The sequence below is a fragment of the Streptomyces sp. NPDC047869 genome, assembly GCF_040704065.1.
Classification (GTDB): domain Bacteria; phylum Actinomycetota; class Actinomycetes; order Streptomycetales; family Streptomycetaceae; genus Streptomyces.
In genome coordinates this window covers 15,621-40,073 of record NZ_JBEYRK010000013.1, presented here as the reverse complement: position 1 = coordinate 40,073, position 24,453 = coordinate 15,621, and the positions used below count along the sequence as shown (strand labels likewise).

The window sequence follows — 24,453 nt, the reverse complement described above, 5'->3', positions numbered from 1 at the left end:
CCGGTCGGCGGGGCGGTTCCGGACATCCGCCGGATGGTCGTGGCCGGTGGCGGCCACGGACCCTGGTACGCATGAGCCCGGAGCCGGTCCGCGCCCTGTCTCCCCTGACCGAGAGCCGTGCCGGTGCACGAAGGAGGTCAGTCGCATGACGATCCGCCTCACGTTCCTGAGCACGAGCGGCGGGGAGCCCACCCCCGGCACCCGTTTCGGTGACGCTCCACCGACCGGACGCGAGCTGGGTGCGGCACGCGCCGCCCGAGCGGACCTGCCTTCCCACACCCGGGCCGTGCGGGCACCGTCCCTGCGCTGCCGGTGGACCGCCGAGGCCCTGGGCCTGACGGCGGCGAGCGAGCCCGCGCTGCGCGACCTCGACCTCGGCACCTGGCGCGGTCGTACGGTCGACGAGATCGCCGCGGTTGACCCGCACGCCTTCACCGCCTGGCTGACGGACCCGGACGCCGCACCGCACGGGGGCGAGTCGGTCCGCCGGTTCTGCCGGCGCACCGCGAACTGGCTCGGCGCCGTCGCCGACGAGCCGGGCCACGTGCTGGCCGTCACCGAGCCGGCCGTCGTCCGGGCCGCGCTCGTACACGCCCTGGCCGCGCCGGCGAGAGCGTTCTGGCGCCTCGACGTGCCGACCCTGTCCCCGGTGTCCCTCACCTGGCAACGCGGCCACTGGGACGTCAGCTTCGGCTCCGCCGACTTCGAGGCGACCCGGCGATTCACCGTGATCCACCGGTCCCCGCACCGGCACGCCGGCCGAGAGGCCGCCCACGCCCTCGTCCCGTCCGCCGGGACCTGGGCCGAGCCCCTGCGGTACCCCCGGGTGGACGGAGCCGACTACGCCGCCACGCGCCCGTAGCGGCGCCCCCGCCCTGGCCGCCGCCGCGGCCGTGACGCGAGTCCCGTCGCCGCTCGCGCCGCCCGCCCCCGTACGATGTCCCCGATGCCCGGCAACCAGCAGCGCGCCCCGCGACCGCCTCGACGGTCCCGTCGTGCGCTGCTCGTGCTGGCGGTGGTGGCCGGCCTGCTGGGTATGCACGCGCTGGCGCCCGGCGGCGGCACCGGGCACCCGGCACGGGCCCAGGCCCAGCACCACGCGGTCGCCGTCATGGCCCAGGACGCCTGTCCGGACGGTCACTGCGGGGGCGGCCACCTGCACCACGCCGACCCGTCCTGCGCGTCCGGCGCCGTCAAGGACGGCCCCCAGCCGCCAGTACTGGTGCCCGGCCCGGTGACCGTCCGGCCCCCGGCCGGCGCCCGCCGCTCCCTCGTCGCCGCCGCACCGGACGGCGCCCGCGCACCGCCCACCCTGGCCGAACTGCAACTCCTGCGGATCTAGAGGCACCGACGACCGCCCGCACGGCGGCCGTCCACCCACGCGTGCCCGAAATCATCTCTCCGACAGGAGTTCCAGCATGACCATCCGTACCCTGACGCGCCGCGCCGCCCTCCTCGCGGTCACCGCGACCGCCTCACTGGCCCTCGCCGCCTGCGGCGGCAGCGATGACGGCGCGGCCCACGCGGGACACGGCGGCCCGGCGTCGGCCGCCGCGTCCGCCACCGCCGCCGGCACCCACAACGCCCAGGACGTCTCCTTCGCCCAGGGCATGATCCCGCACCACCGGCAGGCCCTGGAGATGGCGAAGCTCGCCGACGGCCGGGCCTCCTCGGCCCGGGTGAAGGACCTCGCCGCCCGGATCGAGGAGGCGCAGGACCCGGAGATCCGGACCATGACCGGCTGGCTGACCGCCTGGGGCGAGCAGGTGCCCATGGCCGGCATGGACCACTCGGGACACACCGGCACGACCGGCATGGCCGGGATGATGAGCGACGACGACATGGCGGCGCTGAAGAAGGCCACCGGCGCGGACTTCGACAGCAGGTTCCTGTCGCTGATGGTCGAACACCACCGGGGCGCCGTCGAGATGGCCGGCACCGAGAAGTCCGGGGGCGCCTACGGCCCCGCCAGGACCATGGCCGGTGACATCGTCCGGGCGCAGAACGCCGAGATCCAGGAGATGGAGCGGATCCTCGGCGGGAGCTGACACCAAGCGGGGGGCCGGCACCGGTCCGGCCCCCGCCTCCCTCAGCCCAGCACCTTCTCCAGGGAGCCCAGCGCCGAGCGCAGCTCCTCGGCCGTGATGGTCAGCGGGGGCGCCAGCCGGATCGTGGAGCCATGGGTGTCCTTGACCAGGACGCCCTCCCGCATGAGCCGCTCGCTGATCTCACGGCCGGTGCCGATCGCCGGGTCGACGTCGACGCCCGCCCACAGCCCGCGCGCCCGGAACCCGGTCACGCCCCTGCCGACCAGCTCGGTCAGGCCGTCCCGCAGGACCAGGCCCAGCTCGGCCGCCCGGCGCTGGTACTCGCCCGTCTCCAGCAGCCCGAGGACCGCCGAGCCGACCGCCGCGGCCAGCGGATTGCCGCCGAACGTGGAGCCGTGCTCACCCGGGCGCAGCACGCCCAGTACCTCGCGCCGGGCCACCACCGCCGACACCGGCACGATGCCGCCGCCCAGCGCCTTGCCCAGCAGCAGCACGTCGGGGACGACGTCCTCGTGCTCGACGGCGAGGGTGCGGCCGGTGCGGCCGAGGCCCGACTGGATCTCGTCCGCGACGAACAGGCAGCCCTTGCGGCGGGTCAGCTCACGGACACCGGTCAGATAGCCGTCGTCCGGGATGACGACCCCGGCCTCGCCCTGGACGGGCTCGATCAGTACCGCGGCGGTCGTCTCGTCGACCGCCGCCTCCAGCGCGGCCAGGTCGTTGTACGGCACGACCCGGAAGCCGGGCGTGAAGGGGCCGAAGCCCGCGCGGGCCGACTCGTCCGTGGAGAAGCTGACGATCGTCGTCGTACGGCCGTGGAAGTTCTCGGCCGCCACCACGATCGTCGCCCGGTCGGCGGGGACGCCCTTGACGTCGTACGCCCACTTGCGGGCCACCTTGACGCCGCTCTCCACCGCCTCGGCGCCGGTGTTCATGGGCAGCACCATGTCGAGCCCGGTCAGCGCGGCGAGCCGCTCCGCGAACCCGGCGAGCCGGTCGTTGTGGAAGGCGCGGGAGGTCAGGGTCAGCCGGTCGAGCTGCTCGTGCGCGGCCTCGATCAGCGCCGGGTGGCGGTGGCCGAAGTTGAGGGCCGAGTAGCCGGCCAGCATGTCGAGGTAGCGGCGGCCCTCGACGTCCTCCACCCAGGTGCCCTCGGCCCGGGCGACGACCACCGGCAGGGGGTGGTAGTTGTGCGCGAGGACCGGCTCCTCCGCCCGGATCAGGTCCTCGGACGTACGGGTGCGCGCGGGTGCGGTCATCAGCGAATCTCCTGGGTGCAGCACTTGATGCCACCGCCGGCCTTGTGGAACTCCGACAGGTCGACGGGGACGGGAACGTAGCCGTGGTCGGCCAGGCGCTCGGCCAGCGCCTCGGCCTTGGGTGCGATGAAGACGTGCCTGCCGTCGGACACGGAGTTGAGGCCGAAAGCCATCGCGTCGTCGCGGGTGGCGAGCACGGCGTCCGGGTACAGGCGCCGCAGCACCTCCCGGCTGCCCGGGGAGAACGCCTCCGGGTAGTAGACGATGTTGTCGTCGTCCAGGACGAACAGCGCCGTGTCCAGGTGGTAGAAGTACGGGTCCACCAGCGTCAGGCCGATCACCGGGTGGCCGAGGAACTCCTGGGCCTCGCGGTGGGCCTCGCGGGTGGTGCGGAAGCCGGTGCCGGCCAGCACGTACCGGCCCGTCCACACCAGGTCGCCCTCACCCTCGGTGACCGCCTCGGGGCGGTGGACGTCGAACCCGGCCGCCTTGAACCAGGTGTCGTAGTGGACCGACTCGGGACGCCGCTCCGGGGCGTGGAACAGGGACCCGAAGACCCGGCCGCCCACCACGAACGCGGCGTTGGCGGAGAAGACCATGTCGGGCAGGCCCGGGACCGGATCGACCGCGTCCACGGTGTGCCCATGGGTCCGGTAGGCGCCGATCAGGGCCTGCCACTGCTCCTGGGCCAGGTCGACGTCGACCGGCTTGTCGGGATGCATCCACGGATTGATCGCGTACTGCACGGCGAAGTGTCTGGGTTCGCAGACGAGGAAGCGCCGATGGCGCGGCACACGGCTTTCGGGCACAGAGGGTTCCCTCCGCTTTCCTGTGTGTCACTGAAGGATGACACCACGGTAGAAAGCGACGGAGACGGACGACAAGAAACAAGGGCTGCGTACATGTGCAGCATCACTGCGTTCGTGGCGGCGTGAACGCATCATCACTGCGTGAAAAAGGGTTTGCCGCTCGCTGATTCGGGCGCCGCCTGGGTCGCGCCCGCCTCCGGGCTCTCGGGAAGCAGATGGGAGAGCACCATCACGCTGATCGTCTTCCGGATGAAGGGTTCGGCGCGGATCCGCTCCAGCACCTCCTCGAAGTGCTCCACGTCCCGCGCCCGCACGTGCAGCAGCGCGTCCGCGCCGCCGGTCACCGTCATGGCCGCCGCGATCTCCGGATGGTTGCGGACGACCTCCGCCAGGCGCCGCGGCGGGGCCGCGCCCTCGCAGTACACCTCGACGTACGCCTCCGTGCGCCAGCCCAGCGCGGAGGGCCGCACGGTCGCCGTGAACCCGGTGATCACCCCGGTCTCCCGCAGCCGGTCCACGCGCCGCTTGACCGCCGTGGACGACAGCCCGACCGCCGCGCCGATCTCGGCGAAACTGGTCCTGGCGTTCGCCATCAGCGCGGTGACGATCTTGCGGTCGAGGTCGTCGAACGACGCGGCCCTGCTGTTCATGCGGGCACTGTAGTCAGCCGTACCCGCGACCGGGCCTATGACTGGGTGACGACCATCGCGAGTGTCAGCAGCCCGAGGACCACCCAGCCGAACCACAGCCAGCCGTTGCCGCCGAGCGCGACGGTGTACGCCGTCACGACGACGAGCCCGCCGACCGTCATCGCCCCCATGGCCTTGGTGGAACCGTTTGTGGAACCGGGCATCGCGACACCCTCCTCATGGTCCGTCCCTCACCATGGTGCCCCGGTTTCCGCCCGGAAGGCATACCGCGTACTCAGCCCTCGCGCGCGTTGAGGGAGGCCAGATAGGCGTTGTACGCCTCCAGCTCCTTGTCGCCGTCCCGGTCCGCGGCCCGGTCCTTGCGCCTGGCCTGCCGCTGCTCGGAGCCGTACCACTGGAACAGCAGCGCGATCAGCACCAGCACGGACGGGATCTCGCTGAACGCCCAGGCGATGCCGCCGGCCGCGTTCTGGTCGGCGAGCGCGTCGATGCCGAGCGAGGCGGGCGGGTTCCGGAACGTCGCCACCATCGGCGTGGACCCCATCATCAGCGCGATGCCGAAGAACGCGTGGAACGGCATGCCCGCGAACAGCTCCAGCATCCGCATCAGGTAGCCCGGCCGGTGCGGTCCGGGGTCCACGCCGATGATCGGCCAGAAGAACACCACGCCCACGGCGAGGAAGTGCACCATCATCGCGACGTGCCCGGTCCTGGAGCCCATGAGGAAGTCGAACAGCGGGGTGAAGTACAGGGCGTACAGGCTTGCGATGAACAGCGGGATGGTGAAGACCGGGTGCGTGATCACCCGCATGTAGCGGCTGTGCAGCAGCATCAGCAGCAGCTCGCGCGGGCCCTTGCGGCCCCGGCCGGCGGTCGGCAGCGCCCGCAGCGCCAGGGTCACCGGGGCGCCGAGCAGGACGAGGATCGGCGACAGCATGCTGATCACCATGTGCTGCACCATGTGCACGCTGAACATGACCATGCCGTAGTCGTTCAGCCTGGTGCACATCATCAGGGCGATGGTGAGGACACCGACGGCGTACGACACGGTCCGACCGGCCGGCCAGGAGTCCCCGCGCCGCCGCAGCCGCACGACACCCCATCCGTACAGGGCCAGCCCGGCCAGACAGGCCACGAGGAAGAACGGGTCGGCAGACCAGTGCAGCCCCCGGGCCAGCGTGAACGGCGGCAGGTCCATCGTCATGCCGTGGCCGCTGTGATCCATCCGCCGGCTCCTGATTCGTGGGGGTTGTACGCGTCTGTCCGCCCACAAGAGTAGAACCGCCCCCGGTCAGCGCCGTGACCGGGGGCAGGTGGTTCCGAAACGGACTACAGGACGCACTCCGCCTCGTCGTACCGCTCGGCGGGCACCGTCTTCAGGGTCTCCACCGCCTCCGCCAGCGACACCATCTCGATGTCCGTGCCGCGCAGCGCGGTCATCCGCCCGAACTCGCCCCGGTGCACGGCCTCCACCGCGTGCCATCCGAAGCGCGTGGCCAGCACCCGGTCGTACGCCGTCGGCGTGCCGCCCCGCTGCACGTGCCCGAGGATGACCGGCCGCGCCTCCTTGCCGAGCCGGTGCTCCAGCTCGACCGAGAGCTGCCGCGCGATGCCCGCGAAGCGCTCGTGGCCGTAGATGTCCTTGCCGCCCTCGTCGAACTCCATGGCGCCGGGCCGCGGCTTGGCCCCCTCGGCGGCGACCACGATGGCGAACCGCTTGCCCGCCTCGAACCGCGCGCCCACCTTCCGCGTCAGCTCGTCGATGTCGAAGGGCCGTTCCGGGACGACGATGGCGTGGGCGCCGGCCGCCATGCCCGAGTGCAGCGCGATCCAGCCGGTGTGGCGGCCCATGACCTCCACGATCAGCACCCGCTGGTGGGACTCGGCGGTGGTCTTCAGCCGGTCCAGCGCCTCGGTGGCGACCCCGACCGCCGTGTCGAAGCCGAACGTGACGTCCGTGACAGCGATGTCGTTGTCGATGGTCTTCGGCACGCCCACGATGGGCAGCCCGTTGTCCGACAGCAGTCGGGCCGCCTTCAGCGTGCCCTCACCGCCGATCGGGATGATGGCGTCCAGGCCGAGTTCCGCGACATGGCCCCGGGCCCGCTCGACGCCGTCACGCAGATGCTCGGGACGGACCCTGGAGGAGCCCAGGATGGTGCCGCCGCGCGCCAGGATGCCGCCCACGGCATCGAGGTCGAGCTTCATGTAGTCGCATTCCAGGAGGCCCTTCCAGCCGTCCCGGAAACCGATGACCTCGTCACCGTGGTCGGCCACGGCACGGTGCACGACGGACCGGATGACGGCGTTCAGGCCGGGGCAGTCGCCGCCGGACGTGAGGACACCAATGCGCATAGCCCGAAATACCTTCTCAACGTGGGCCGGGAAACCGGACCACGTCGTCCGGCGGATTCCCGGTCACCCTACCGGCGTGAGGGGGTGGCTCCGTAGCGGGCGTCCGCCTGCTGGACGCGCCCGCACATGTGAGCGGACGGGCCGTCAGGCGGGCCCGTCACGAGCCTGCCGGAGAGCGCTGAGAGGCCCCTGACGCGAGCCTTACGCGGGCTGCTGCGCGGCCGAGATGCGCTCGTTGCGCAGCGCCTCGTACCAGCGGTCGTCGACCGGCGGCAGCGCGTTGACGTCGAGCGCCAGCTTCAGCAGCAGGTCGGCGATCTGCGGGTTGCGGGCGAGGACCGGGCCGTGCATGTACGTGCCGAAGACGGTCCCGTTGTACGCGCCCTCGGTGCCGTCCCCGGTGCCGTTGCCCCTGCCGATCCGGGTGCGGGCGAAGGGGCGGGCGCTGGCGCCGAGGTGGGTGACGCCCTGGTGGTTCTCGAAGCCCGTCAGCGGGGGCAGGCCGAGCTGCGGGTCGATGTCCGCGAGGACGTCACCGACGCACCGCTCGCCCTCGCCGCGCACCGACGTCACGTCGAGCAGGCCGAGGCCCGGCTCCCGCTGGCCGAGGTCGTTGATGAACTCGTGGCCGAGGATCTGGTAGCCGGCGCAGACCGAGAACACGATCGCGCCGTTCTCCACGGCCCGGCGCAGATGGCCGTCGCGCCGCAGCCGCTCGGCCGCGAGCCGCTGCGGCCGGTCCTCGCCGCCGCCGATGAGGTAGATGTCACCGGACGTCGGGATCGGCTGGTCGCTGCGCACGTCCAGCCGGGCCACGTCCAGGCCGCGCTGGCGCGCCCGGCGCTCCACGACGAGCGCGTTGCCCTGGTCGCCGTAGGTGCTCAGCAGGTCGGGGTAGATCCACACCAGCCGCAGTTGGTTGTCGCTCATGAGGTGATCGCCTTTCGAAGATCAGTTGCCGACGCGGCGGCGCAGGTCCTGGAACGCGGTGTAGTTCGCGATGACCTCGATGCGTCCCGGCGGGGCCGCCTGGACGGCTTGGTCGAGGTTGTCGCACACCTGGAACTGCTGGTTCGCGACTTCGAGGCGGACGGCGAGGTCCAGCTTGCGGTCGCCGATCACGAAGATCGGGTGGCCGGTCAGCCGCGTGTAGTCGACGTCCCACAGCCAGGAGGTGTCGGTGCCGTCGGCTCCGCGCGCGTTCACGGAGAGGATCACCGGGGTGGGCGGCGGGTCGATCAGGGAGAACGTCTCCAGCCAGCCGGCCGGGTTCTTGGCCAGCAGCAGCCGGAGGTCGCGGTTCATGAACTGGACGACGTCGTACCGGCCGGCCACGGCCTGCACCTGGTACATCCGCTCCAGGGCGACCTGCGGCGGCACTCCGAAGACGGCGGCGACGGCCGCGGAGCTGGCCGCGTTCGCCTTGTTGGCCCGGCCCGGCAGCTGGAGGTGGATGGGCCAGGCGGAGCCGTGCGGGTCGAGGACGTGGTCTCCGGACAGCGCCCAGCTCGGCGTGGGCCGCCGGAAGCCGCACTCACCGCAGAACCAGTCCTCGCCCGGGCGCTGCATCACGCCACCGCAGGACGGGCAGGACCAGGCGTCGTCCTTCCACATCTGGCCGGCCGCGACCCAGATCACATTGGGGGAGGAGGACGCGGCCCACACCACCAGCGGGTCGTCGCAGTTGGCGACGACGACGGCCTTGGAGCCGGCCAGGCCCTCGCGCCAGTTCTCGGCGAGCATCCGGGTCTCGGCGGCGCGGTCCAGCTGGTCCCGGGAGAGGTTCAGCAGGGCGATGCACTTCGGGCCGGTGTCCCGGGCCACCCCGGCCAGGTACTTCTCGTCGACCTCGATGACGCCGAACTTCGCGTCCGAGCCGCCGGCCAGCGCCGAGGTGATCCCGGCGGGCATGTTGGCGCCGAGCGCGTTCGACACCACCGGACCGGCGGCGCGCAGCGCCTCGGCGATCAGCCGGGTGGTCGTGGTCTTGCCGTTCGTGGCGGACACCAGGATGACGTCCAGGTTCTGGGCGAGCCGTCCGAGGAGGTCGGGGTCGAGTTTCAGCGCGACCCGGCCACCGATCACCGACCCGCTGCCGCGTCCAGCGGCACGCGATGCCGCGGCGACCGCCTTGCCCGCGGTCACGGCCAGCTTGGCCCGCGGCGAGAGCGGGTCCGAGTTGCCTGCCATCAGTTCTCGATCCTCCTTGCGTACGCGCCGCGCCTGGGGCCATCCGGCAGCGTGGTGTGGGCCTCAGCCTATCGAGATCCATTCGCACACCCGAATCGCGGCCCACGCCTCGCGGCGGGCATGGGCCGAACGAACCGTACCCTTGCCGCCATGCGACACCGCCCGATCCCGGGCGCCCACGGGCGCGTCCGGCCCCTTTCCCTGCTCGGGGACCCCGTTCTGCACGGGCCCTGCGCGGACGTCACCGACTTCGGCCCCGAACTCGAGGCACTCGTGGAGGATTTGTTGGCGACCATGTACGCGGCCCATGGGGTGGGCCTGGCCGCGAACCAGATCGGGGTGCCTTTGCGGGTGTTCGTCTACGACTGTCCCGACGACGAGGACGTCCGTCACCTCGGCCATGTGGTCAATCCGCGTCTGGTGGCGGCGGACGGCGTGGTGATCCGGGGTCCGGAGGGCTGTCTGTCCCTGCCGGGCCTGGAGGCGGGGACGCAGCGGTACGACCACGCGGTCGTCGAGGGCTTCACGGCGGCCGGGGAACCGGTCACCGTCCACGGCACGGGATTCTTCGCCAGGTGTCTCCAGCACGAGTGCGACCACCTGGCGGGCACGGTGTACGCCGACCGCCTGACGGGTCTGCGCCGCCGGCGGCTGCGGCGGCGGATCGACCGGGCCGCCTGGCACCGGGCGGACCGCCCCTGAGGCCGCGCCGTCAGAAGCCCGGGCCGCCGACCCGGTCCCCGGCAGCCGCGAGCCTGCCCCACAGCAGGTCGGCGAGGGAGCGGACCAACTCGGCCCGGGAGCACGGCCGTTCGCCGAGCCACCAGTCGCCGGCCGCGTGCATCATCCCGACGATCCCGTGTCCCCAGACCCGGGCGAGCTGCTGACTGCCCGGCCCGAGGTCCAGCCGGTCCTCGATGACCTGGGCCAGTTCCTCGCCCATCCGGCGAAGGAGCGGAGCGCTGTGCTTGCCGACGTCGAACCCCTGGTCGCCGCCGGTGCCGCTCTCCGCCGGGTGCATGAGGAACCGGTACACCTGGGGCCGGGCCTCGATCGCCGCGAGATAGGTGTCCAGGGTGGACTCCACCCGCTCGCGCCGCTCGGCGGGCGCGTCCAGCGCGGCGCGCAGCGAGTCCAGCAGCGCGTCCGTGTGCCGCTTGGCCAGAGCCGCGTAGAGGCCGCCCTTGTCGCCGAAGTGGCGGTACAGGATCGGCTTCGTGATCCCGGCCTCCGCGGCGATCGCGTTCATCGACGCCTGCGGGCCGTCGCGCAGCACCACCCGGTCGGCGGCCTCCAGCAGCTCGCGCCGTCGGCGGTCGGCGGACCGCTGCTGATCGGTCCGCTGCGTGGTGTCCATGTGGTCTCCCCACCCGTGCTGATTCGGTGACGCCTGCGCAAACTAGCACTGTCCGCGCCTCTGGCATCGAACGGGATGCCGAGGCGTCATCAGGAGTTGACTTTTACTACTGGTCGGTAACACACTCACGTTACCGCTAGTAACATCACTGGTAGGACCGTACGTACCGCTGCTGGAGGGGACATGGCCGAGTTCACCATGGAGCTCAACGACGAACAGAAGGAGGTCCGGGAGTGGCTGCACGGCTTCGCCGCCGACGTCATCCGCCCCGCGGCCGCCGAATGGGACGAGCGTGAGGAGACTCCCTGGCCGGTCATCCAGGAGGCCGCGAAGGTCGGCATCTACTCCCTCGACTTCTACGCGCAGCAGTACTTCGACCCCACCGGCCTCGGTATCCCGATGGCCATGGAGGAGCTGTTCTGGGGTGACGCGGGCATCGCCCTCTCCATTGTGGGCACCGGCCTGGCCGCAGTGGGCGTTCTCGCCAACGGGACCGAGGAACAGATCGGCACCTGGATCCCGCAGATGTACGGCGACCAGAACGACGTGAAGGTCGCCGCCTTCTGCTCCTCCGAGCCGGACGCCGGCTCCGACGTGGCCTCCATGCGCACGCGCGCGGTCTACGACGAGGCCAAGGACGAGTGGGTGATCAACGGCACGAAGACCTGGGCGACCAACGGCGGCATCGCCAACGTCCACGTCGTCGTCGCCGTCGTCGACCCGGAGCTGGGCTCCAAGGGCCACGCGTCCTTCATCGTCCCGGCCGGGACCCCGGGGCTCGCCCAGGGCCAGAAGTTCAAGAAGCACGGCATCCGCGCCTCGCACACCGCCGAGGTCATCCTCGACAACGTCCGGGTCCCCGGCTCCTGCCTGCTCGGCGGCAAGGAGAAGCTGGACGAGCGGCTCGCCCGCGCCCGGGAGCGGGCCAAGGCGGGCGGCGAGCGGGTGAAGAACGCGGCCATGGCCACGTTCGAGGCCTCGCGGCCCGCCGTGGGCGCGATGGCCGTCGGCACCGCCCGGGCCGCGTACGAGGTCGCCCTCGACTACGCGAAGACCCGCGAGCAGTTCGGCCGGCCCATCATCGACAACCAGGGCGTAGCCTTCCAGCTCGCGGACATGCGGACGCAGATCGACGCCGCGCGGCTGCTGGTGTGGCGGGCGTCCTGGATGGCGGTCAACGGCAAGCCGTTCACGGCGGCCGAGGGCTCCATGTCCAAGCTCTTCGCCAGTGAGACGGCGAAGAAGGTGACCTCCCAGGCCATACAGATCCTGGGCGGCAACGGTTACACCCGCGAGTACCCGGTCGAGCGGATGCACCGCGACAGCGCGATCTACACCATCTTCGAGGGCACGAGCGAGATCCAGCGCCTGGTCATCGCCCGCACCCTCGCCGGGATGCCGATCCGGTAGCGCTCCGGGACGCGCGCGCCGGTCCGGTGACGGCGAGGGGCGCGGGAGCCGTCACGGCCCCGCGCCCCTCGGCGGCCGTCCGCGGTCATCTGTGCCGCAGCGGTGTGAGCTGCTCGATGTCGTAGCGCTGCCGGAGCCGCTCGATGGCCTCACGGTCCGGTGGTCCGTCGTTGCCGAGGATCTCCAGCAGCTCCTCGAAGTAGCGCTCGTGGTCAGGCGGCGGGGACGCCTGGAAGAACATCCTCGCCGGCGCGTCCGTCGGGTTGGCGAACGCGTGGGGGCAGCCGGGCGGTACGACGATGACCGTGCCCGGCGTCGCCCGGACCACCCGGTTGCCCGAACTCGACTCCCAGCGCTGCCAGTTGTCGGGGGTGCGGATGCGTGGTTCGAAGGCGAGCACGTCCAGTTCGCCCTCGAGGACGTAGAACAACTCCTCGCTGCGCGTGTGCACATGGGCGCCGACGTCGAACCCCGGCGGCACGTCCACCTCGAAGGTGGAGGCCATCCGCGAGTGCGTGCCGGTGACCTTGAACGTCACCCGCTGGGCCGGTGTCTCGACGACCCGGCCGTGGCCCGGCGGCACCAGCAGCCCTTCGGCCGGCGCCGCCTCCTGGGCCGGCGGAACCGCCCGGGCCGGCGCGGCTCCACGCGCCGCGGGCCCTTCGGGTACCGCCAGCCCCTCCGTCGTCGTCATCGGCGGCTCACCACCTCACCGGCAGGGCCGCGGGCCCGCGGATCAACGCACCCTTGCGGAAGGGCACCTGGGCCGGCGACACGGCCAGCCGGAGCCCCGGCACCCGGTCCAGCAGGGCGTCCACCAGCAGCTCCGACTCCAGTCTCGCCAGCATGCCGCCGGGGCAGTAGTGCGGGCCGAAGCCGAACGCCAGGTGCGGATTGGGGCTGCGCGAGAGATCGATCGTCTCCGGGTCGGGGAAGACGTCCGGGTCGCGGTTGGCGGCCAGGTAGGAGACGTAGACCGCGTCCCCGGCCCGGACACGGACGCCGTGGATCTCGACGTCCTCCAGGGCGACCCTGGACAGCCCGACGGCGTTGCGGTGCGGGATGTAGCGCAGCAGCTCGTCGATGGCCCTCGGCCTGATCGCCGGGTCGGAGCGCAGCCGCGCGGCCAGTTCGGGACGGGTCAGCAGCAGGTAGAACATCTGCCCGCTGTTGTTGGTGACCGCCTCGCCGCCGATCTGGAGCAGGACCGCGAGGCCGACGGCCTCCTCCAGGGTGACCTCCTGGCGTCCCAGGGCGGCGCCGAGCAGCGAGGCCACGTCCTCGCCCGCGCTGTTCTCGCGCAGGGCGATGAGATCGGAGAAGTAGGCGCTCATATCGCGCTTGGCCTTCTCGCTCAGTTCCTTGCCGTGCGCGGAGGACAGGATGAGCTGGGTCCACGTGTGCATGCTGTGCCGGTCGGCGGCCGGTACGCCCATCAGCTCGCAGATCACGGCGATGGGAAACGGGCTGAGCACCGCGCTGGTGAGGTCGGCGGGCGGCCCGTCCTGGAGCAGCTCGTCCACCAGCTCGTCCAGCATCACGCGTGCCCTGTCGCGGATCCGCTCCACGCCCCTGGCGGTGAACGCGGCGGCCACCGAGCGGCGCAGCCGGGTGTGGTCGGGCGGGTCGAGGAAGCCGACCGCGCCCCGGTCCGGGATGAAGTGCGGGGCGAGCCGGGTGACCTGCTTGTCCATGACCGCCTCGCGGCCGAAACGCGGGTCGTTGGTCACCATGCGCACGTCGTCGTACCGGGTGACCAGCCAGGCCCAGCCCTCGCCGTTGGCGAGCTGGACGCGGGTGACCGGGCCCTCGTTCATCAGGTCGGTCAGCACCGGGTCGAAGTCCGTCCCGGTGAGGTCGGCCGCCGGCCAGTGCCGGACCGGGGGCAGGGTCTCGGTGAGGGTTTCGGTGAGGGTCTCGGTGAGCATCTCCTCGGTCATCGCGTCATCTCGCCGTCCTGGACCCAGCGGCCCACGGTCATCTCGGCGGTGATGCCGGGACCGAACCCGGCCAGCAGCCCGCGTGCCCGGTGCTCGGCACCGCCCTCGTCGAAGAGCCGGCGCAGCGCGTCCAGAACGACGGCGCTGGCGATGTTGCCGTACTCGGTGAGCGTCGACCGGCTGAACCGGAACGCGTGCGGTTCGACCTGCAGGAACTTGCTGAGGTCGTCGAGTATTCGGGGCCCGCCCGCGTGGATGATGTAGAAGTCCAGGTCGGAGGCGTCCCAGCCGTGGTTGCCCGCGAGGTCCTGGAGCGCCGGGGCGAGCGGCTCCATGGTGGTCGGCACCCGCTTGTCCAGCAGGAAGTGGAAGCCGGTGGCGCGGACGTCGTACGCGATCCAGTCCTCGGTCTTCGGGATCAGGTACGAGCCGTTGCGCTCCAGTTGGACGCCCGTGCCGCCGCGGCCGCGCACCACGGCGGCGGCGATGCCGTCGCCGAACAGGCCGTTGGACAGCAGCGAGCCGACGCCCAGGTCGGTGGGCTGGTAGCACAGCGAGCAGAACTCGCAGGCCACGATGAGGGCGTTGCCCTCGGGGTAGGCCGAGCAGAAGTCGTGGGCCCGGTTGATGGCCGCACCGCCCGCCGCGCAGCCGAGCTGGGCGATGGGGAGCTGCCGGGTGGTGCTCGAGAAGTCCATCTCGTTGATCAGCCACGCGGTGAGCGAGGGCATCATGAAGCCCGTGCACGACACGTAGATGATGACATCGATGTCGGTGGTCAGGAGCTCCGCGTCGTCGAGCGCCCGCTGGATCACCGCGGGGACGCGAGCCTTGGCCTCCGCCTCGTAGAGCTTGTTGCGGTCCTCGAAGCCCGGATGCTTCAGGGTTTCCTCGATGGGCTGCACGATGTGCCGGGTGCGGACGCCCGTGTTCTCGATCAGCCGGAGGGCCAGCGGGAGCTGGGGGTGGTCCGCGTGGTGCAGGCGCGCCAGCTCCAGCGTCTCCTCCATCGTGATCACATGCTCTGGTACGGACACCGAGGGTCTGCACAAAGTCGCCATGAGCCGTCCCTGCTTTCGCCGTCCGGCAGGCTCTCGCCCGCCGGTCAGAAGGTGGTCCACCCAGGTTCACCCGACGGGGCGACGATCTCGCGCCGGACTACTCCGAACCGGTGACAAGGGGTCAGGGACGACCACGCTGCGAAACCCCCCGGGGAGGCTACGGCGCCCCGCTACTGTGGGCGATGCACGCCACGTCGATGCGGTCCGCGAGCTTCGCCAGTTCGATGGTCAACGCGGCCACCGTGTCCTCGTCGAGCCGCTCCCCGGCCTCGACGAGATGCAGCCACCGCCCGCCCACGGTCCGCAACAACTTGCTCACGTCGGCCGCTGCCACCTGCAAGGTACCGCGGTCGTCGACGATCAGAGGCAGGGTCACTTCGCGGTTCACAATCGGGATGTTAGCCGCGCGGTCCTCACGCACCCTGCCAAACCGTGGTGATGTTGCAGAACTCCCGGATTCCGTGCCCGGACAGCTCACGCCCGTAGCCGGAGCGCTTCACCCCGCCGAAGGGGAACGCCGGATGGGAGGCCGTCATCCCGTTCACGTACACGGATCCCGCCTCCAGGTCCCGGGCGAACCGCTCCACCTCGCGCTCGTCCCGGGTCCACACGTTCGAACTCAGGCCGAACGGCGAGTCGTTGGCGATGAGCACCGCCTCGTCCAGGTCGCCTGCCCGGTACAGCGTGGCGACCGGCCCGAAGGCCTCCTCGCGGTGGATACGCATCTCCCGGGTGATGCCCGCCAGCACGGTCGGCGGGTAGTACCAGCCCGGCCCGTCCGGGCGCTCGCCGCCGCAGAGCACCTCGGCCCCGGCGCGCTTCGCGTCGTCGACCAGCTCCTCGAGATCCCTGCGCCCCTGCTCGCTGGAGAGCGGCCCGACCTCAGTGTCCTCCTCCAGCGGGTCCCCCGTGCGCAGCGCCTTCATGCCCGCGACGAACCTCTCCGCGAAGGCGTCGTACACGTCGGTGTGCACGATGAACCGCTTGGCCGCGATGCACGACTGCCCGTTGTTCTGGACCCGGGCGGTCACGGCCACCTGGGCCGCGCGGTCGAGGTCGGCGGAGGGCATGACGACGTACGGGTCGCTGCCGCCCAGCTCCAGCACCGTCTTCTTGATCATTTCGCCGGCGGTGGAGGCGACGGCCCGCCCGGCCGGCTCGCTGCCGGTCAGTGTCGCGGCCTTCACCCGCTCGTCGCGCAGGATGTCGTCCACCGCGGCCGAGCCGATCAGCAGCGTCTGGAAACAGCCCTCCGTGAAGCCCGCCCGGTGGAACAGGTCCTCCAGGTACAGCGCCGTCTGCGGGACGTTCGAGGCGTGCTTGAGCAGGCCCACGTTGCCGGCCATCAGCGCGGGCGCGGCGAAGCGGATCACCTGCCACAGCGGGAAGTTCCAGGGCATCACGGCGAGCACCGGACCGAGCGGCCGGTAGCGGACCCGGACCCGGGAGGCGCCGGAGTCCCGCACGTCCTGCTCGGGCGGCTCCTCGTCGGCCAGCAGTCCCTCCGCGCGTTCGGCGTACCAGCGCATCGCCTTGGCGCACTTGGCGGCCTCCGCGCGGGCCTGCTTGACCGGCTTGCCCATCTCGGTGGTCATCACCCGGCCGATCTCCTGCTGGTCCTCGTCCAGCAGGTCGGCGGCCCTGTTCATCATCCGTGCGCGTTCGGCGAACGTGGTCGTCCGGTACGTGCGGAACGTGGCCCCGGCTAGCTGGAGCCGGCGCTCCAGCTCCTCCTCGCCCATGGCCTCGTACGTCTTGAGTGTTTCGCCGTTCGCCGGGTTCACCGTCGCGATGGGCATGGCTGACCTCCCTGGGAGCGGGCTTGCTTCGACCTTCGCGCGCGACACCGCCCGTCGCAACGCGTACGCCGCTGTTCAGACCGAGTGCTCCGCCAGCCGGTCGAGAAACGCCGTCTGCGCCGAGATGATCACCTCGCGTGCCCGGTCCAGACCGAACCACGCGACCCGGTCCAGCTCCGGGAACTCCCGGGTGCGGCCGGACCTCGGCGGCCACTCCATGGCGAAGGTGCCCGGCTCGACGGTCTCCGGGTCCAGGTCCGCCTCCACCGCCCACGCCGTGACGACCTTGCCGCCCCGCTGCACGACCTCGCCCAGCGGCACGCCCTCGCCCTCGGGCGGTGCCAGCCCCAGCTCCTCCCGGAACTCCCGCCGGGCCGCCTCCCAGGCGGGCTCGCCGGCGTCGTACTCGCCCTTGACCACGGTCCACGCGCCGGCGTCCTTCTTCGCGAAGAACGGCCCGCCCATGTGGCCGAGCAGTACCTGGAGTCCGTCGTCGGCGCGCCGGAACAGCAGCAGGCCCGCGCTGCGCCGCGTCGCCCCGGCCGTCACGGCCTGACCTCCGGGTGGGCCGCCAGCAGGGCCTCGACGGTGTCGGCCTCCTCGGGCCGCTTGTCCTCGCGGTAGCGGATCACGCGGGCGAAGCGCAGGGTGACGCCGGCCGGGTAGCGGGAGGAGCGCTGCAGGCCGTCGTAGGCGATCTCCACGACGAGTTCGGGGCGCACCCTGACCCCCCAGCCGCCGTCCTCGACGGCCAGTTCCCGCAGTCGCTCCGTCTGCCAGGCGAGCATCGCGTCCGTCATGCCCTTGAACGTCTTGCCGAGCATCGCGAAGCCGCCGTCCGGCGTCCGGGCGCCGAGGTGGAGGTTGGAGAGCTTGCCGGTGCGGCGGCCGTGTCCCCACTCGGCGGCCAGCACCACCAGGTCGAGGGTGTGCACCGGCTTGACCTTCAGCCAGGAGGCACCGCGCCGGCCCGCGCTGTACGCGGCGTCCAGCGCTTTGACCACGACGCCCTCGTGGCCGCGGGCGAGCGTGTCGGCGAGGAACCGTTCCGCCGCGTCGGTCTCCTCCGGCCCGGACACCACCGTCCGGCGTACCCGCATGGGCTCGGGCACCAGCCGGGCCAGCTCGGCGTGCCGCTCGGCGAACGGCAGGTCCAGCAGGTCGCGGCCGTCGACCGACAGGGCGTCGAAGAACACGGGGGAGACCGGGACCTCGCCGGCCGCCCGCGCCACGTCCGTCCGGGAGCCGACCCGGCCGGCCGTCTCCTGGAAGGAGCGGGGCCGGCCGTCCGCGTCGAAGGAGATCACCTCGCCGTCCAGGATGAACCTCTCGCCCGCGAGAGCGAGCGCGGCGGCGGTCACCTCGGGCAGCCGGCCGGTGATGTCGTCCAGCGTGCGGGTGTGGATCCGGACCGTGCCGCCGTCCCGGTGGACCTGGACGCGGATGCCGTCCAGTTTCTCCTCCACCGCGCACGAACCCAGCTTCTCCACCGCCTCGGCGACCGAGGAGGCGCTGTGCGCGAGCATCGGATGGACCGGACGGCCGACGGTCAGCCGGAACCGCTCCAGCGCCCCGGGCCCCGCGGCCAGCAGTGCCTGCGCCACCGTCTGCAGCGATCCGGCGAGCATCACCGCCCGTCGGACGTCCGCCGGGTCGGCGCCGGTCGCCCGGGCGAGCCCCTCCACCGCCACCGCGTCCAGGGCGCCCTGCCGGACCTCGCCGGTGAGCAGACCGCGCAGGAAGCGCTGTTCGTCCTCGGTGGCCGCGCCCATCAGCTCGCCGACGAGCCGGACCCGTTCCGCCTGGGACCCGGGCCCGGACACCTCGCCCAGCTCGCTGAGCCGGGCGTCGACCTCCCGCACCGTGAGGGCGGGTGCGCCGGCCGGCGGGACCGGACGGCTCAGCACCTTCCAGCCGACTCCGAGCCGGCCCTGGGGGAGCCGTCCGGCCAGGTAGGGGATGACGATCGGCACGTCGTCCGGCTCCGCCTCCCGGAACAGCTCCGCGAGCAGGGCGGTCTTGCGGGATCTGGCCGCCGTCGCGGCGACCTCCCCGGACACCTCGGCCAGCCGGGTCAGCAGCATGCAGTCATGGTGCACCGCGAGGGCGGGGTCTACACCTCTGCGGCCGCGTCGAGGTCGGCGAAGAGCAGTTCCCCGTTGATCGCCGCCCCGGCCCGGTAGCCGCGGCTCGCCGCGTTCACCACCTGCTCGGCGAAGCCGCTCGCGTTGCCCGCAGCCCACAGCCCGGGCACGCTCGTCAGGCCCCGCTCGTCGATCACCGGGTAGCTGCCGAACGGCGTCTCCTGCAGCTCGGCGCCCAGCCGCACGAACAGCTCGCCCCGCGGGACGGCGCGCGGGGCGACGTAGAGCACCTCGCGCGCGTGGACCGTGCCTTCCCCGGAAGGGCCGTCCCCGGTGAGCCGGACGCCGGTGAGCCGGTCCCCCTCCACCAGCACCTCGGCCACCTCGCCGGGGACGACCTCGACCCCGGCGGTGGCCAGCCTGCGCCGGTCGACGTCCGTCAGCTCCGCCTCCCGCACCTGGTGCAGGAAGAGCCGCACGTCCTTGGACCACTGGGTGACCATCAGCGCCTGGTGCACGCTCAGCGGACTGCTCGCGAGCACGCCGGTCGCCAGGTCGCGGACCTCCCAGCCGTGGCAGTACGGGCAGTGGACGACGTCCCGGCCGAACCGTTCGGCGAGGCCCGGGACCGGCGGGAGCTCGTCCTGGAGCCCGGTCGCGACGACCAGGTGCCGGGCCCGGACGCTGCCGCCGCCCGCGAGCGTCACGGTGAAGTCACCGTCCCGCGTCGCGTCCACCACCCGGTCCCGGACCAGCTCCACGCCGTACCGGGCGATCTCCTCGCGTCCGGTCGCCAGGAACTCCGCGGGGGACATCCCGTCCCGGGACAGATAGCCCTGCATGTGCGCGGACGGCGCGTTGCGCGGCTCGCCCGCGTCGACGACCAGCGTGCGCCGCCTGGCCCGGCCCAGCACCAGCGCAGCGGACAGTCCGGCCGCGCCGCCGCCGACCACGACGACTTCGTAGCTCTCGGTCATGTGACCACCTCCGCCGCCGACGGTCGCGCGGAGACTGCCGGGTTGACAAACTTCTTTGCCGAATCTGCAATGAGGGAATGAGCGGCGAACGAACCGGGAGCCCCGAGAGCGGCCGGGGTGCCGAGGGCACCGACGGCGTTCTGGCGGGTGTCGGGCCCAGGCTGCGGCGGATCCGCAAGGAGCGGGAGGTGACGCTGGCGGCGCTGTCCGAGGCCACCGGCATCTCCGTCAGCACGCTGTCCCGGCTGGAGTCCGGCCTGCGCCGGCCCAGCCTGGAGCTGCTGCTGCCCATCGCGCGGGCCCACCAAGTGGCGCTGGACGAACTGGTCGGCGCCCCGCCGGTCGGCGACCCGGTGGTGCGGGCCAAGCCCGTCGAGCGGGGCGGCCGGGTCTTCTGGCCGCTGACCCGCCAGCCCGGCGGGCTGCAGGCCTTCAAGATCCTCGAACCGCAGCGCAGCCAGGAGCCCGACCAGCGCACCCACGAGGGCTACGAGTGGCTGTACGTGCTCTCCGGGCGGCTGCGGCTCGTGCTCGGCGAGCACGACGTGGTGCTCTCGGCGGGCGAGGCGGCGGAGTTCGACACCCGGGTGCCGCACTGGTTCGGGTCGACGGGGGAGGGGCCGGTGGAGTTCCTCAGCCTGTTCGGGCCCCAGGGAGAGCGAATGCACGTACGGGCACGGCCGACGCGCAAGTGACGCGGTCCACTGTTCCCTGATCGGCAAGCGACCGCTTAGTATGCCGTCGGAACCCGGTCAGACGAAGCAGTCCCGTGGAGGCCCCGCATGCAGGCATGGCAAGTGCACGAGAACGGCGAGCCGCGCGAGGTGATGCGCCTGGCGGAGGTGGAGCGGCCCACGCCCGGTGACGGCCAGGTGCTGCTGCGCGTGCGTGCCGCCAACATCAACTTCCCGGACGCCCTGCTCTGCCGGGGCCAGTACCAGGTGCGGCCCCCGCTGCCGTTCACACCCGGCGTGGAGATCTGCGCCGAGACCGAGGACGGCCGCCGGGTGATCGCCAACCCCGCGCTGCCGTACGGCGGCCTCGCCGAGTACGCCGTCGCCGACGCCCGGGCGCTGCTGCCCGCGCCCGGTTCCCTGGACGACGCCGAGGCCGCCGCGCTGCACATCGGCTACCAGACCGGCTGGTTCGGGCTGCACCGCCGGGCCCGCCTGGAGGCGGGGGAGACCCTGCTGGTGCACGCCGCCGCCGGTGGGGTCGGCAGCGCCGCCGTCCAGCTCGGCAAGGCCGCCGGGGCCACCGTGATCGGTGTGGTCGGCGGCGCGGAGAAGGCCGCCGTCGCCCGGGAACTGGGCTGTGACGTGGTCGTCGACCGGCGCGCCGAGGACGTCGTCGCGGCCGTGAAGGAGGCCACCGGCGGCCGGGGCGCCGACGTGATCTACGACCCCGTCGGCGGCTCGGCCTACGCCCAGTCCGCCAAGCTCGTCGCCTTCGAGGGACGGATCGTGGTCGTCGGCTTCGCCAGCGGCACCATCCCGAGCCCCGCCCTCAACCACGCCCTGGTGAAGAACTACGCCATCCTCGGCCTGCACTGGGGCCTGTACAACACCAAGAACCCCGAACTGGTCCTGCACTGCCACGAGCAGCTCACCGAACTGGCCGCGCGCGGCCAGATCAGGCCGCTGGTGAGCGAGCGGGTGCCGCTGGACGGTGCCGCCGACGCCGTGCAGCGGGTCGCCGACGGGGTGACCACCGGCCGGGTGGCCGTGGTCCTGGACAAGGGAGCCGCCGCATGACCGACGCAGCGGAACTGCGCCGCCGTACGCAGGAGTTGCTGGCCGCCCACCCGCCGGCCGGGACCGGCCGCCTGGAGTTCCTGCGGGCCCGGTTCGACGCGGGCCTGGCCTGGGTGCACTTCCCGGAGGGCCTCGGCGGACTGGACGCCCCGCGCTCCCTGCAGGCCGTCGTGGACGCCGAACTCGAGGCCGCCGGCGCCCCGGACAACGACCCCCGGCGCATCGGCATCGGCCTCGGCATGGCCGCGCCGACCATCCTCAAGTACGGCACGGAGGAGCAGAAGCGGCGCTTCCTGCGGCCCCTGTGGACCGGGGAGGAGGTCTGGTGCCAGCTCTTCAGCGAGCCGGGCGCCGGCTCCGACCTGGCCGCGCTCGGCACCCGGGCCGTACGCGAGGACGGGGGAGACTGGGTGGTCAACGGGCAGAAGGTGTGGACGTCCAGCGCCCACCTCGCCCGCTGGGCCATCCTCATCGCCCGCACCGACCCGGACCTGCCCAAGCACCGGGGCATCACCTACTTCCTCTGCGACATGACCGATCCGGGCGTCGAGGTGCGGCCGCTGCGCCAGATCACCGGCGAGGCCGAGTTCAACGAGGTCTTCCTGACGGACGTCCGCATCCCCGACAGCCGGCGCCTCGGTGAGGTCGGCGACGGCTGGCGGGTCGCGCAGACCACGCTGAACAACGAGCGCGTCGCCATCGGCGGCATGCGGCTGCCCCGCGAGGGCGGCATGATCGGCCCGGTGTCGAAGACCTGGCGCGAGCGCCCGGAACTGCGCACCCACGACCTGCACCAGCGGCTGCTGAAGCTCTGGGTCGAGGCCGAGGTCGCCCGGCTCACCGGCGAACGCCTGCGCCAGCAGCTCGTCGCCGGGCAGCCGGGGCCCGAGGGCGCCGGCATGAAGCTCGCCTTCGCGCGCCTCAACCAGGAGATCAGCGGCCTGGAGGTCGAACTCCGCGGCGAGGAAGGGCTGTTGTACGACGACTGGACCATGCGCCGCCCCGAACTGGTGGACTTCACCGGCCGCGACGCCGGATACCGCTACCTGCGCTCGAAGGGCAACAGCATCGAGGGCGGGACCAGCGAGGTCCTGCTGAACATCGTCGCCGAGCGCGTCCTGGGCCTGCCGGCCGAGCCGCGCACCGACAAGGACGTCGCCTGGAAGGACCTGGCCCGATGACCACCCAGCCGGATCTCCTCTACTCCGAGGAGGAAGAGGCGCTGCGCGCCGCAGTCCGCGATCTGCTCACGGACCACTGCGACGCGGCCGGCGTGATCGCCCGCACCGAGTCCGGCGCCCCGCACGACCTCGCGCTGTGGAAGTCCCTCGCCGACGGCATGGGCCTGGCCGGACTGCTGGTGCCCGAGGCGCTGGGCGGCCAGGGCGCCACCCACCGCGAGGCCGCCGTCGTCCTGGAGGAGCTGGGGCGTGCCGTCGCCGCCGTGCCCTACCTCAGCAGCGCGGTCGTCGCCACCGAGGCCCTGCTGGCCTGCGGTGACGAGGAGTTGCTGGGCCGTCTGGCGTCCGGCCGGGCCATCGGCGTCCTCGCCGTGGGACTGCACACGGCCCCGGGCGCCGGTCATCGCACCGCACGGCTGGAGAACGGCTCGCTGCACGGTGAGCTGACCGGCGTGGCGGACGCCGCCGCGGCCGACGTCCTGCTCGTCCCGGCCGACGACGGCGGGCTGTACGCCGTGCCCGCCGAGGCGGCGGCCGTCACCCCGCAGGTCTCCCTCGACCTGACCCGCCCGGTCGCCACCGTCACGCTCGACGGAGCGCCCGGCCGCCGCGTCGGCGACGCGGAACCGGCCGTACGGCGGGCCCTTCGGGCCGGCGCCGGACTGCTCGCCTCCGAACAACTGGGCGTGGCCGACTGGGCGCTGACCGAGACCGTGCGGTACCTGAAGGAACGCAAGCAGTTCAACCGGCCGGTCGGCGGTTTCCAGGCGCTCAAGCACCGGCTCGCCCAGCTCTGGCTGGAGGTCGTCAGCCTGCGGGCCGCCGCCCGCGCAGCCGCCGACGCCCTCGCGACCGGCGCGGACACCGACGTCACGGTGGCCGTCGCGCAGGCCTACGCCGGCCCGGTCGCCGTGCGCGCCACCGAGGAGGCGGTGCAACTGCACGGCGGCATCGGAATGACCTGGGAACACCCCGCGCACCTGCACCTCAAGCGGGCCAAGGCCGACTCGATCGCCTACGGCACCGCGGGCGCCCACCGGGAGGCGCTGGCCGCACTGGTCGACCTTCAGGCGCCCTGACACACGGCCTGTGAAGCCCGCCCCACCCGGGGCGGGCTTCTTCGTGCGCGCGCTGTCCGGTTCTGGGCCACCCCGGACACGGCGGGGCCGGCCCGTGACGCCCTGTGGGAGGAACTCCCCGCGGCCGGCGTCGACCACCTCGACACCGACGACCTCACCGGCCTGGGGACATTCCTCGACGCACACCCGTCCGCCTGACATCACACGATCGGAGGACACGTCAGCCACCCGGACAAACCCTCCGCTACGCCACACTTACGGCCGAACGCCGTTCAAGGGGGCGTGGCGGAGGAGGTTGACGATGGCCATTTCCATCTCTGTGGTGCTGCTGCTCCTGATCCTGGCGGTGGTGTTCATCCGCAACGGCGCGCTGAAGATGTCGCACGCCCTGGTCTGCATGCTGCTCGGGTTCTACCTGGCCAGCACCAGCATGGCGCCCACCATCCACAGCGGGCTCACCGCGACGGCCGACCTGGTGAGCAGCCTGCGGCCGTGACCAG

27 protein-coding genes and 1 pseudogene are annotated in these 24,453 nt (G+C 72.4%); 11 read left to right on the top strand and 17 right to left on the bottom strand.

Features of this window, described 5'->3' with window-relative positions; all coding sequences use genetic code 11:
* Nucleotides 1–145: 145 nt before the first annotated feature.
* From AB0924_RS18595 to AB0924_RS18585, 3 genes are all read left to right on the top strand, one after another.
* Complete coding sequence (locus AB0924_RS18595) at nt 146–862, top strand: histidine phosphatase family protein (protein WP_358930112.1); 717 nt, start codon at nt 146–148, stop codon at nt 860–862.
* An 84-nt stretch (nt 863–946) separates the two neighbouring features.
* Entirely contained in the window at nt 947–1,342 is a 396-nt protein-coding gene (locus tag AB0924_RS18590; RefSeq protein WP_366911947.1) for a DUF6153 family protein, read from the top strand.
* A 76-nt stretch (nt 1,343–1,418) separates the two neighbouring features.
* A complete protein-coding gene (locus AB0924_RS18585; protein WP_366911946.1) occupies nt 1,419–2,048 on the top strand; it encodes a DUF305 domain-containing protein in 630 nt (209 codons plus the stop codon).
* A 41-nt stretch (nt 2,049–2,089) separates the two neighbouring features.
* On the opposite strand, the gene rocD is transcribed toward AB0924_RS18585, so the two are convergent.
* The 8 genes from rocD to AB0924_RS18545 all read right to left on the bottom strand — a co-directional run bounded on the left by rocD (nt 2,090) and on the right by AB0924_RS18545 (nt 9,311).
* Nucleotides 2,090–3,307: an ornithine--oxo-acid transaminase gene (gene rocD, locus AB0924_RS18580; protein WP_366911945.1), complete on the bottom strand. Its 1,218-nt coding sequence runs from the start codon at nt 3,305–3,307 to the stop codon at nt 2,090–2,092.
* Entirely contained in the window at nt 3,307–4,116 is an 810-nt protein-coding gene (gene ddaH, locus AB0924_RS18575; protein ID WP_358930120.1) for a dimethylargininase, read from the bottom strand. Before ddaH ends, rocD begins: the two co-directional genes overlap by 1 nt.
* Before the next feature lie 134 nt (nt 4,117–4,250).
* Nucleotides 4,251–4,766, bottom strand: a complete 516-nt coding sequence (locus AB0924_RS18570) for an Lrp/AsnC family transcriptional regulator (RefSeq protein WP_366911944.1) — start codon at nt 4,764–4,766, stop codon at nt 4,251–4,253.
* 35 nt (nt 4,767–4,801) lie between these two features.
* Nucleotides 4,802–4,969 (bottom strand): hypothetical protein, encoded by a 168-nt coding sequence (locus tag AB0924_RS18565; RefSeq protein ID WP_358930124.1) that lies wholly within the window; start codon nt 4,967–4,969, stop codon nt 4,802–4,804.
* A gap of 71 nt (nt 4,970–5,040) precedes the next feature.
* Nucleotides 5,041–5,991 carry a cytochrome c oxidase assembly protein gene (locus AB0924_RS18560; RefSeq protein WP_358930126.1) on the bottom strand — a complete coding sequence of 317 codons (951 nt, stop codon included), beginning with the start codon at nt 5,989–5,991 and terminating at the stop codon, nt 5,041–5,043.
* Between the two features lie 104 nt (nt 5,992–6,095).
* Nucleotides 6,096–7,121, bottom strand: a complete 1,026-nt coding sequence (locus tag AB0924_RS18555; RefSeq protein WP_358930128.1) for a 6-phosphofructokinase — start codon at nt 7,119–7,121, stop codon at nt 6,096–6,098.
* A 201-nt stretch (nt 7,122–7,322) separates the two neighbouring features.
* Nucleotides 7,323–8,051, bottom strand: a complete 729-nt coding sequence (locus tag AB0924_RS18550) for a glutamine amidotransferase (RefSeq protein WP_358930130.1) — start codon at nt 8,049–8,051, stop codon at nt 7,323–7,325.
* 21 nt (nt 8,052–8,072) lie between these two features.
* On the bottom strand, nt 8,073–9,311 hold the full coding sequence (locus AB0924_RS18545) for a MurT ligase domain-containing protein (protein WP_351668589.1): 1,239 nt from the start codon (nt 9,309–9,311) through the stop codon (nt 8,073–8,075).
* A 150-nt stretch (nt 9,312–9,461) separates the two neighbouring features.
* Between AB0924_RS18545 and def the strand changes: the two genes are divergently transcribed.
* Complete coding sequence (def, locus tag AB0924_RS18540) at nt 9,462–10,013, top strand: peptide deformylase (protein ID WP_366911942.1); 552 nt, start codon at nt 9,462–9,464, stop codon at nt 10,011–10,013.
* Nucleotides 10,014–10,023: 10 nt separating this feature from the next.
* On the opposite strand, the gene AB0924_RS18535 is transcribed toward def, so the two are convergent.
* Nucleotides 10,024–10,668 (bottom strand): TetR family transcriptional regulator, encoded by a 645-nt coding sequence (locus AB0924_RS18535; RefSeq protein WP_366911941.1) that lies wholly within the window; start codon nt 10,666–10,668, stop codon nt 10,024–10,026.
* A 183-nt stretch (nt 10,669–10,851) separates the two neighbouring features.
* Between AB0924_RS18535 and AB0924_RS18530 the strand changes: the two genes are divergently transcribed.
* On the top strand, nt 10,852–12,078 hold the full coding sequence (locus tag AB0924_RS18530; RefSeq protein WP_358930139.1) for an acyl-CoA dehydrogenase family protein: 1,227 nt from the start codon (nt 10,852–10,854) through the stop codon (nt 12,076–12,078).
* Between the two features lie 85 nt (nt 12,079–12,163).
* Here the strand turns inward: AB0924_RS18530 and AB0924_RS18525 are convergent, their stop codons facing one another.
* The 8 genes from AB0924_RS18525 to AB0924_RS18490 form a co-directional block, all read right to left on the bottom strand.
* Nucleotides 12,164–12,661, bottom strand: coding sequence for a cupin domain-containing protein (locus tag AB0924_RS18525; RefSeq protein WP_358930238.1), 498 nt, complete (start codon nt 12,659–12,661; stop codon nt 12,164–12,166).
* A gap of 118 nt (nt 12,662–12,779) precedes the next feature.
* Complete coding sequence (locus AB0924_RS18520; protein WP_358930141.1) at nt 12,780–14,018, bottom strand: cytochrome P450; 1,239 nt, start codon at nt 14,016–14,018, stop codon at nt 12,780–12,782.
* Complete coding sequence (locus AB0924_RS18515; protein ID WP_358930143.1) at nt 14,015–15,079, bottom strand: type III polyketide synthase; 1,065 nt, start codon at nt 15,077–15,079, stop codon at nt 14,015–14,017. Before AB0924_RS18515 ends, AB0924_RS18520 begins: the two co-directional genes overlap by 4 nt.
* 157 nt (nt 15,080–15,236) lie before the next feature.
* On the bottom strand, nt 15,237–15,467 hold the full coding sequence (locus AB0924_RS18510; protein WP_199209628.1) for a DUF6213 family protein: 231 nt from the start codon (nt 15,465–15,467) through the stop codon (nt 15,237–15,239).
* A 25-nt stretch (nt 15,468–15,492) separates the two neighbouring features.
* Nucleotides 15,493–16,878 (bottom strand): NADP-dependent succinic semialdehyde dehydrogenase, encoded by a 1,386-nt coding sequence (locus tag AB0924_RS18505; RefSeq protein ID WP_366911940.1) that lies wholly within the window; start codon nt 16,876–16,878, stop codon nt 15,493–15,495.
* Between the two features lie 75 nt (nt 16,879–16,953).
* Nucleotides 16,954–17,427, bottom strand: a complete 474-nt coding sequence (locus AB0924_RS18500) for an NUDIX domain-containing protein (RefSeq protein WP_358930148.1) — start codon at nt 17,425–17,427, stop codon at nt 16,954–16,956.
* Nucleotides 17,424–18,962 carry an ATP-dependent DNA ligase gene (locus AB0924_RS18495; RefSeq protein ID WP_366911939.1) on the bottom strand — a complete coding sequence of 513 codons (1,539 nt, stop codon included), beginning with the start codon at nt 18,960–18,962 and terminating at the stop codon, nt 17,424–17,426. The genes AB0924_RS18500 and AB0924_RS18495 overlap by 4 nt, the downstream gene beginning before the upstream one ends.
* Before the next feature lie 29 nt (nt 18,963–18,991).
* Nucleotides 18,992–19,939, bottom strand: a complete 948-nt coding sequence (locus tag AB0924_RS18490) for an NAD(P)/FAD-dependent oxidoreductase (protein WP_358930152.1) — start codon at nt 19,937–19,939, stop codon at nt 18,992–18,994.
* 77 nt (nt 19,940–20,016) lie between these two features.
* On the opposite strand from AB0924_RS18490, the gene AB0924_RS18485 reads away from it, so the two are divergent.
* The 6 genes and pseudogenes from AB0924_RS18485 to AB0924_RS18460 all read left to right on the top strand — a co-directional run bounded on the left by AB0924_RS18485 (nt 20,017) and on the right by AB0924_RS18460 (nt 24,449).
* Complete coding sequence (locus AB0924_RS18485; RefSeq protein WP_358930154.1) at nt 20,017–20,634, top strand: XRE family transcriptional regulator; 618 nt, start codon at nt 20,017–20,019, stop codon at nt 20,632–20,634.
* Nucleotides 20,635–20,721: 87 nt separating this feature from the next.
* Complete coding sequence (locus AB0924_RS18480) at nt 20,722–21,693, top strand: NADPH:quinone oxidoreductase family protein (RefSeq protein ID WP_358930156.1); 972 nt, start codon at nt 20,722–20,724, stop codon at nt 21,691–21,693.
* Entirely contained in the window at nt 21,690–22,874 is a 1,185-nt protein-coding gene (locus tag AB0924_RS18475; RefSeq protein ID WP_358930158.1) for an acyl-CoA dehydrogenase family protein, read from the top strand. Before AB0924_RS18480 ends, AB0924_RS18475 begins: the two co-directional genes overlap by 4 nt.
* Nucleotides 22,871–23,953 carry an acyl-CoA dehydrogenase family protein gene (locus AB0924_RS18470; protein WP_366911938.1) on the top strand — a complete coding sequence of 361 codons (1,083 nt, stop codon included), beginning with the start codon at nt 22,871–22,873 and terminating at the stop codon, nt 23,951–23,953. The genes AB0924_RS18475 and AB0924_RS18470 overlap by 4 nt, the downstream gene beginning before the upstream one ends.
* A 42-nt stretch (nt 23,954–23,995) precedes the next feature.
* Nucleotides 23,996–24,151, top strand: a pseudogene (locus AB0924_RS18465) (hypothetical protein); the annotation flags it as partial.
* A gap of 103 nt (nt 24,152–24,254) precedes the next feature.
* Nucleotides 24,255–24,449: a hypothetical protein gene (locus AB0924_RS18460; RefSeq protein ID WP_199209621.1), complete on the top strand. Its 195-nt coding sequence runs from the start codon at nt 24,255–24,257 to the stop codon at nt 24,447–24,449.
* The last annotated feature ends 4 nt before the right edge of the window (nt 24,450–24,453 follow it).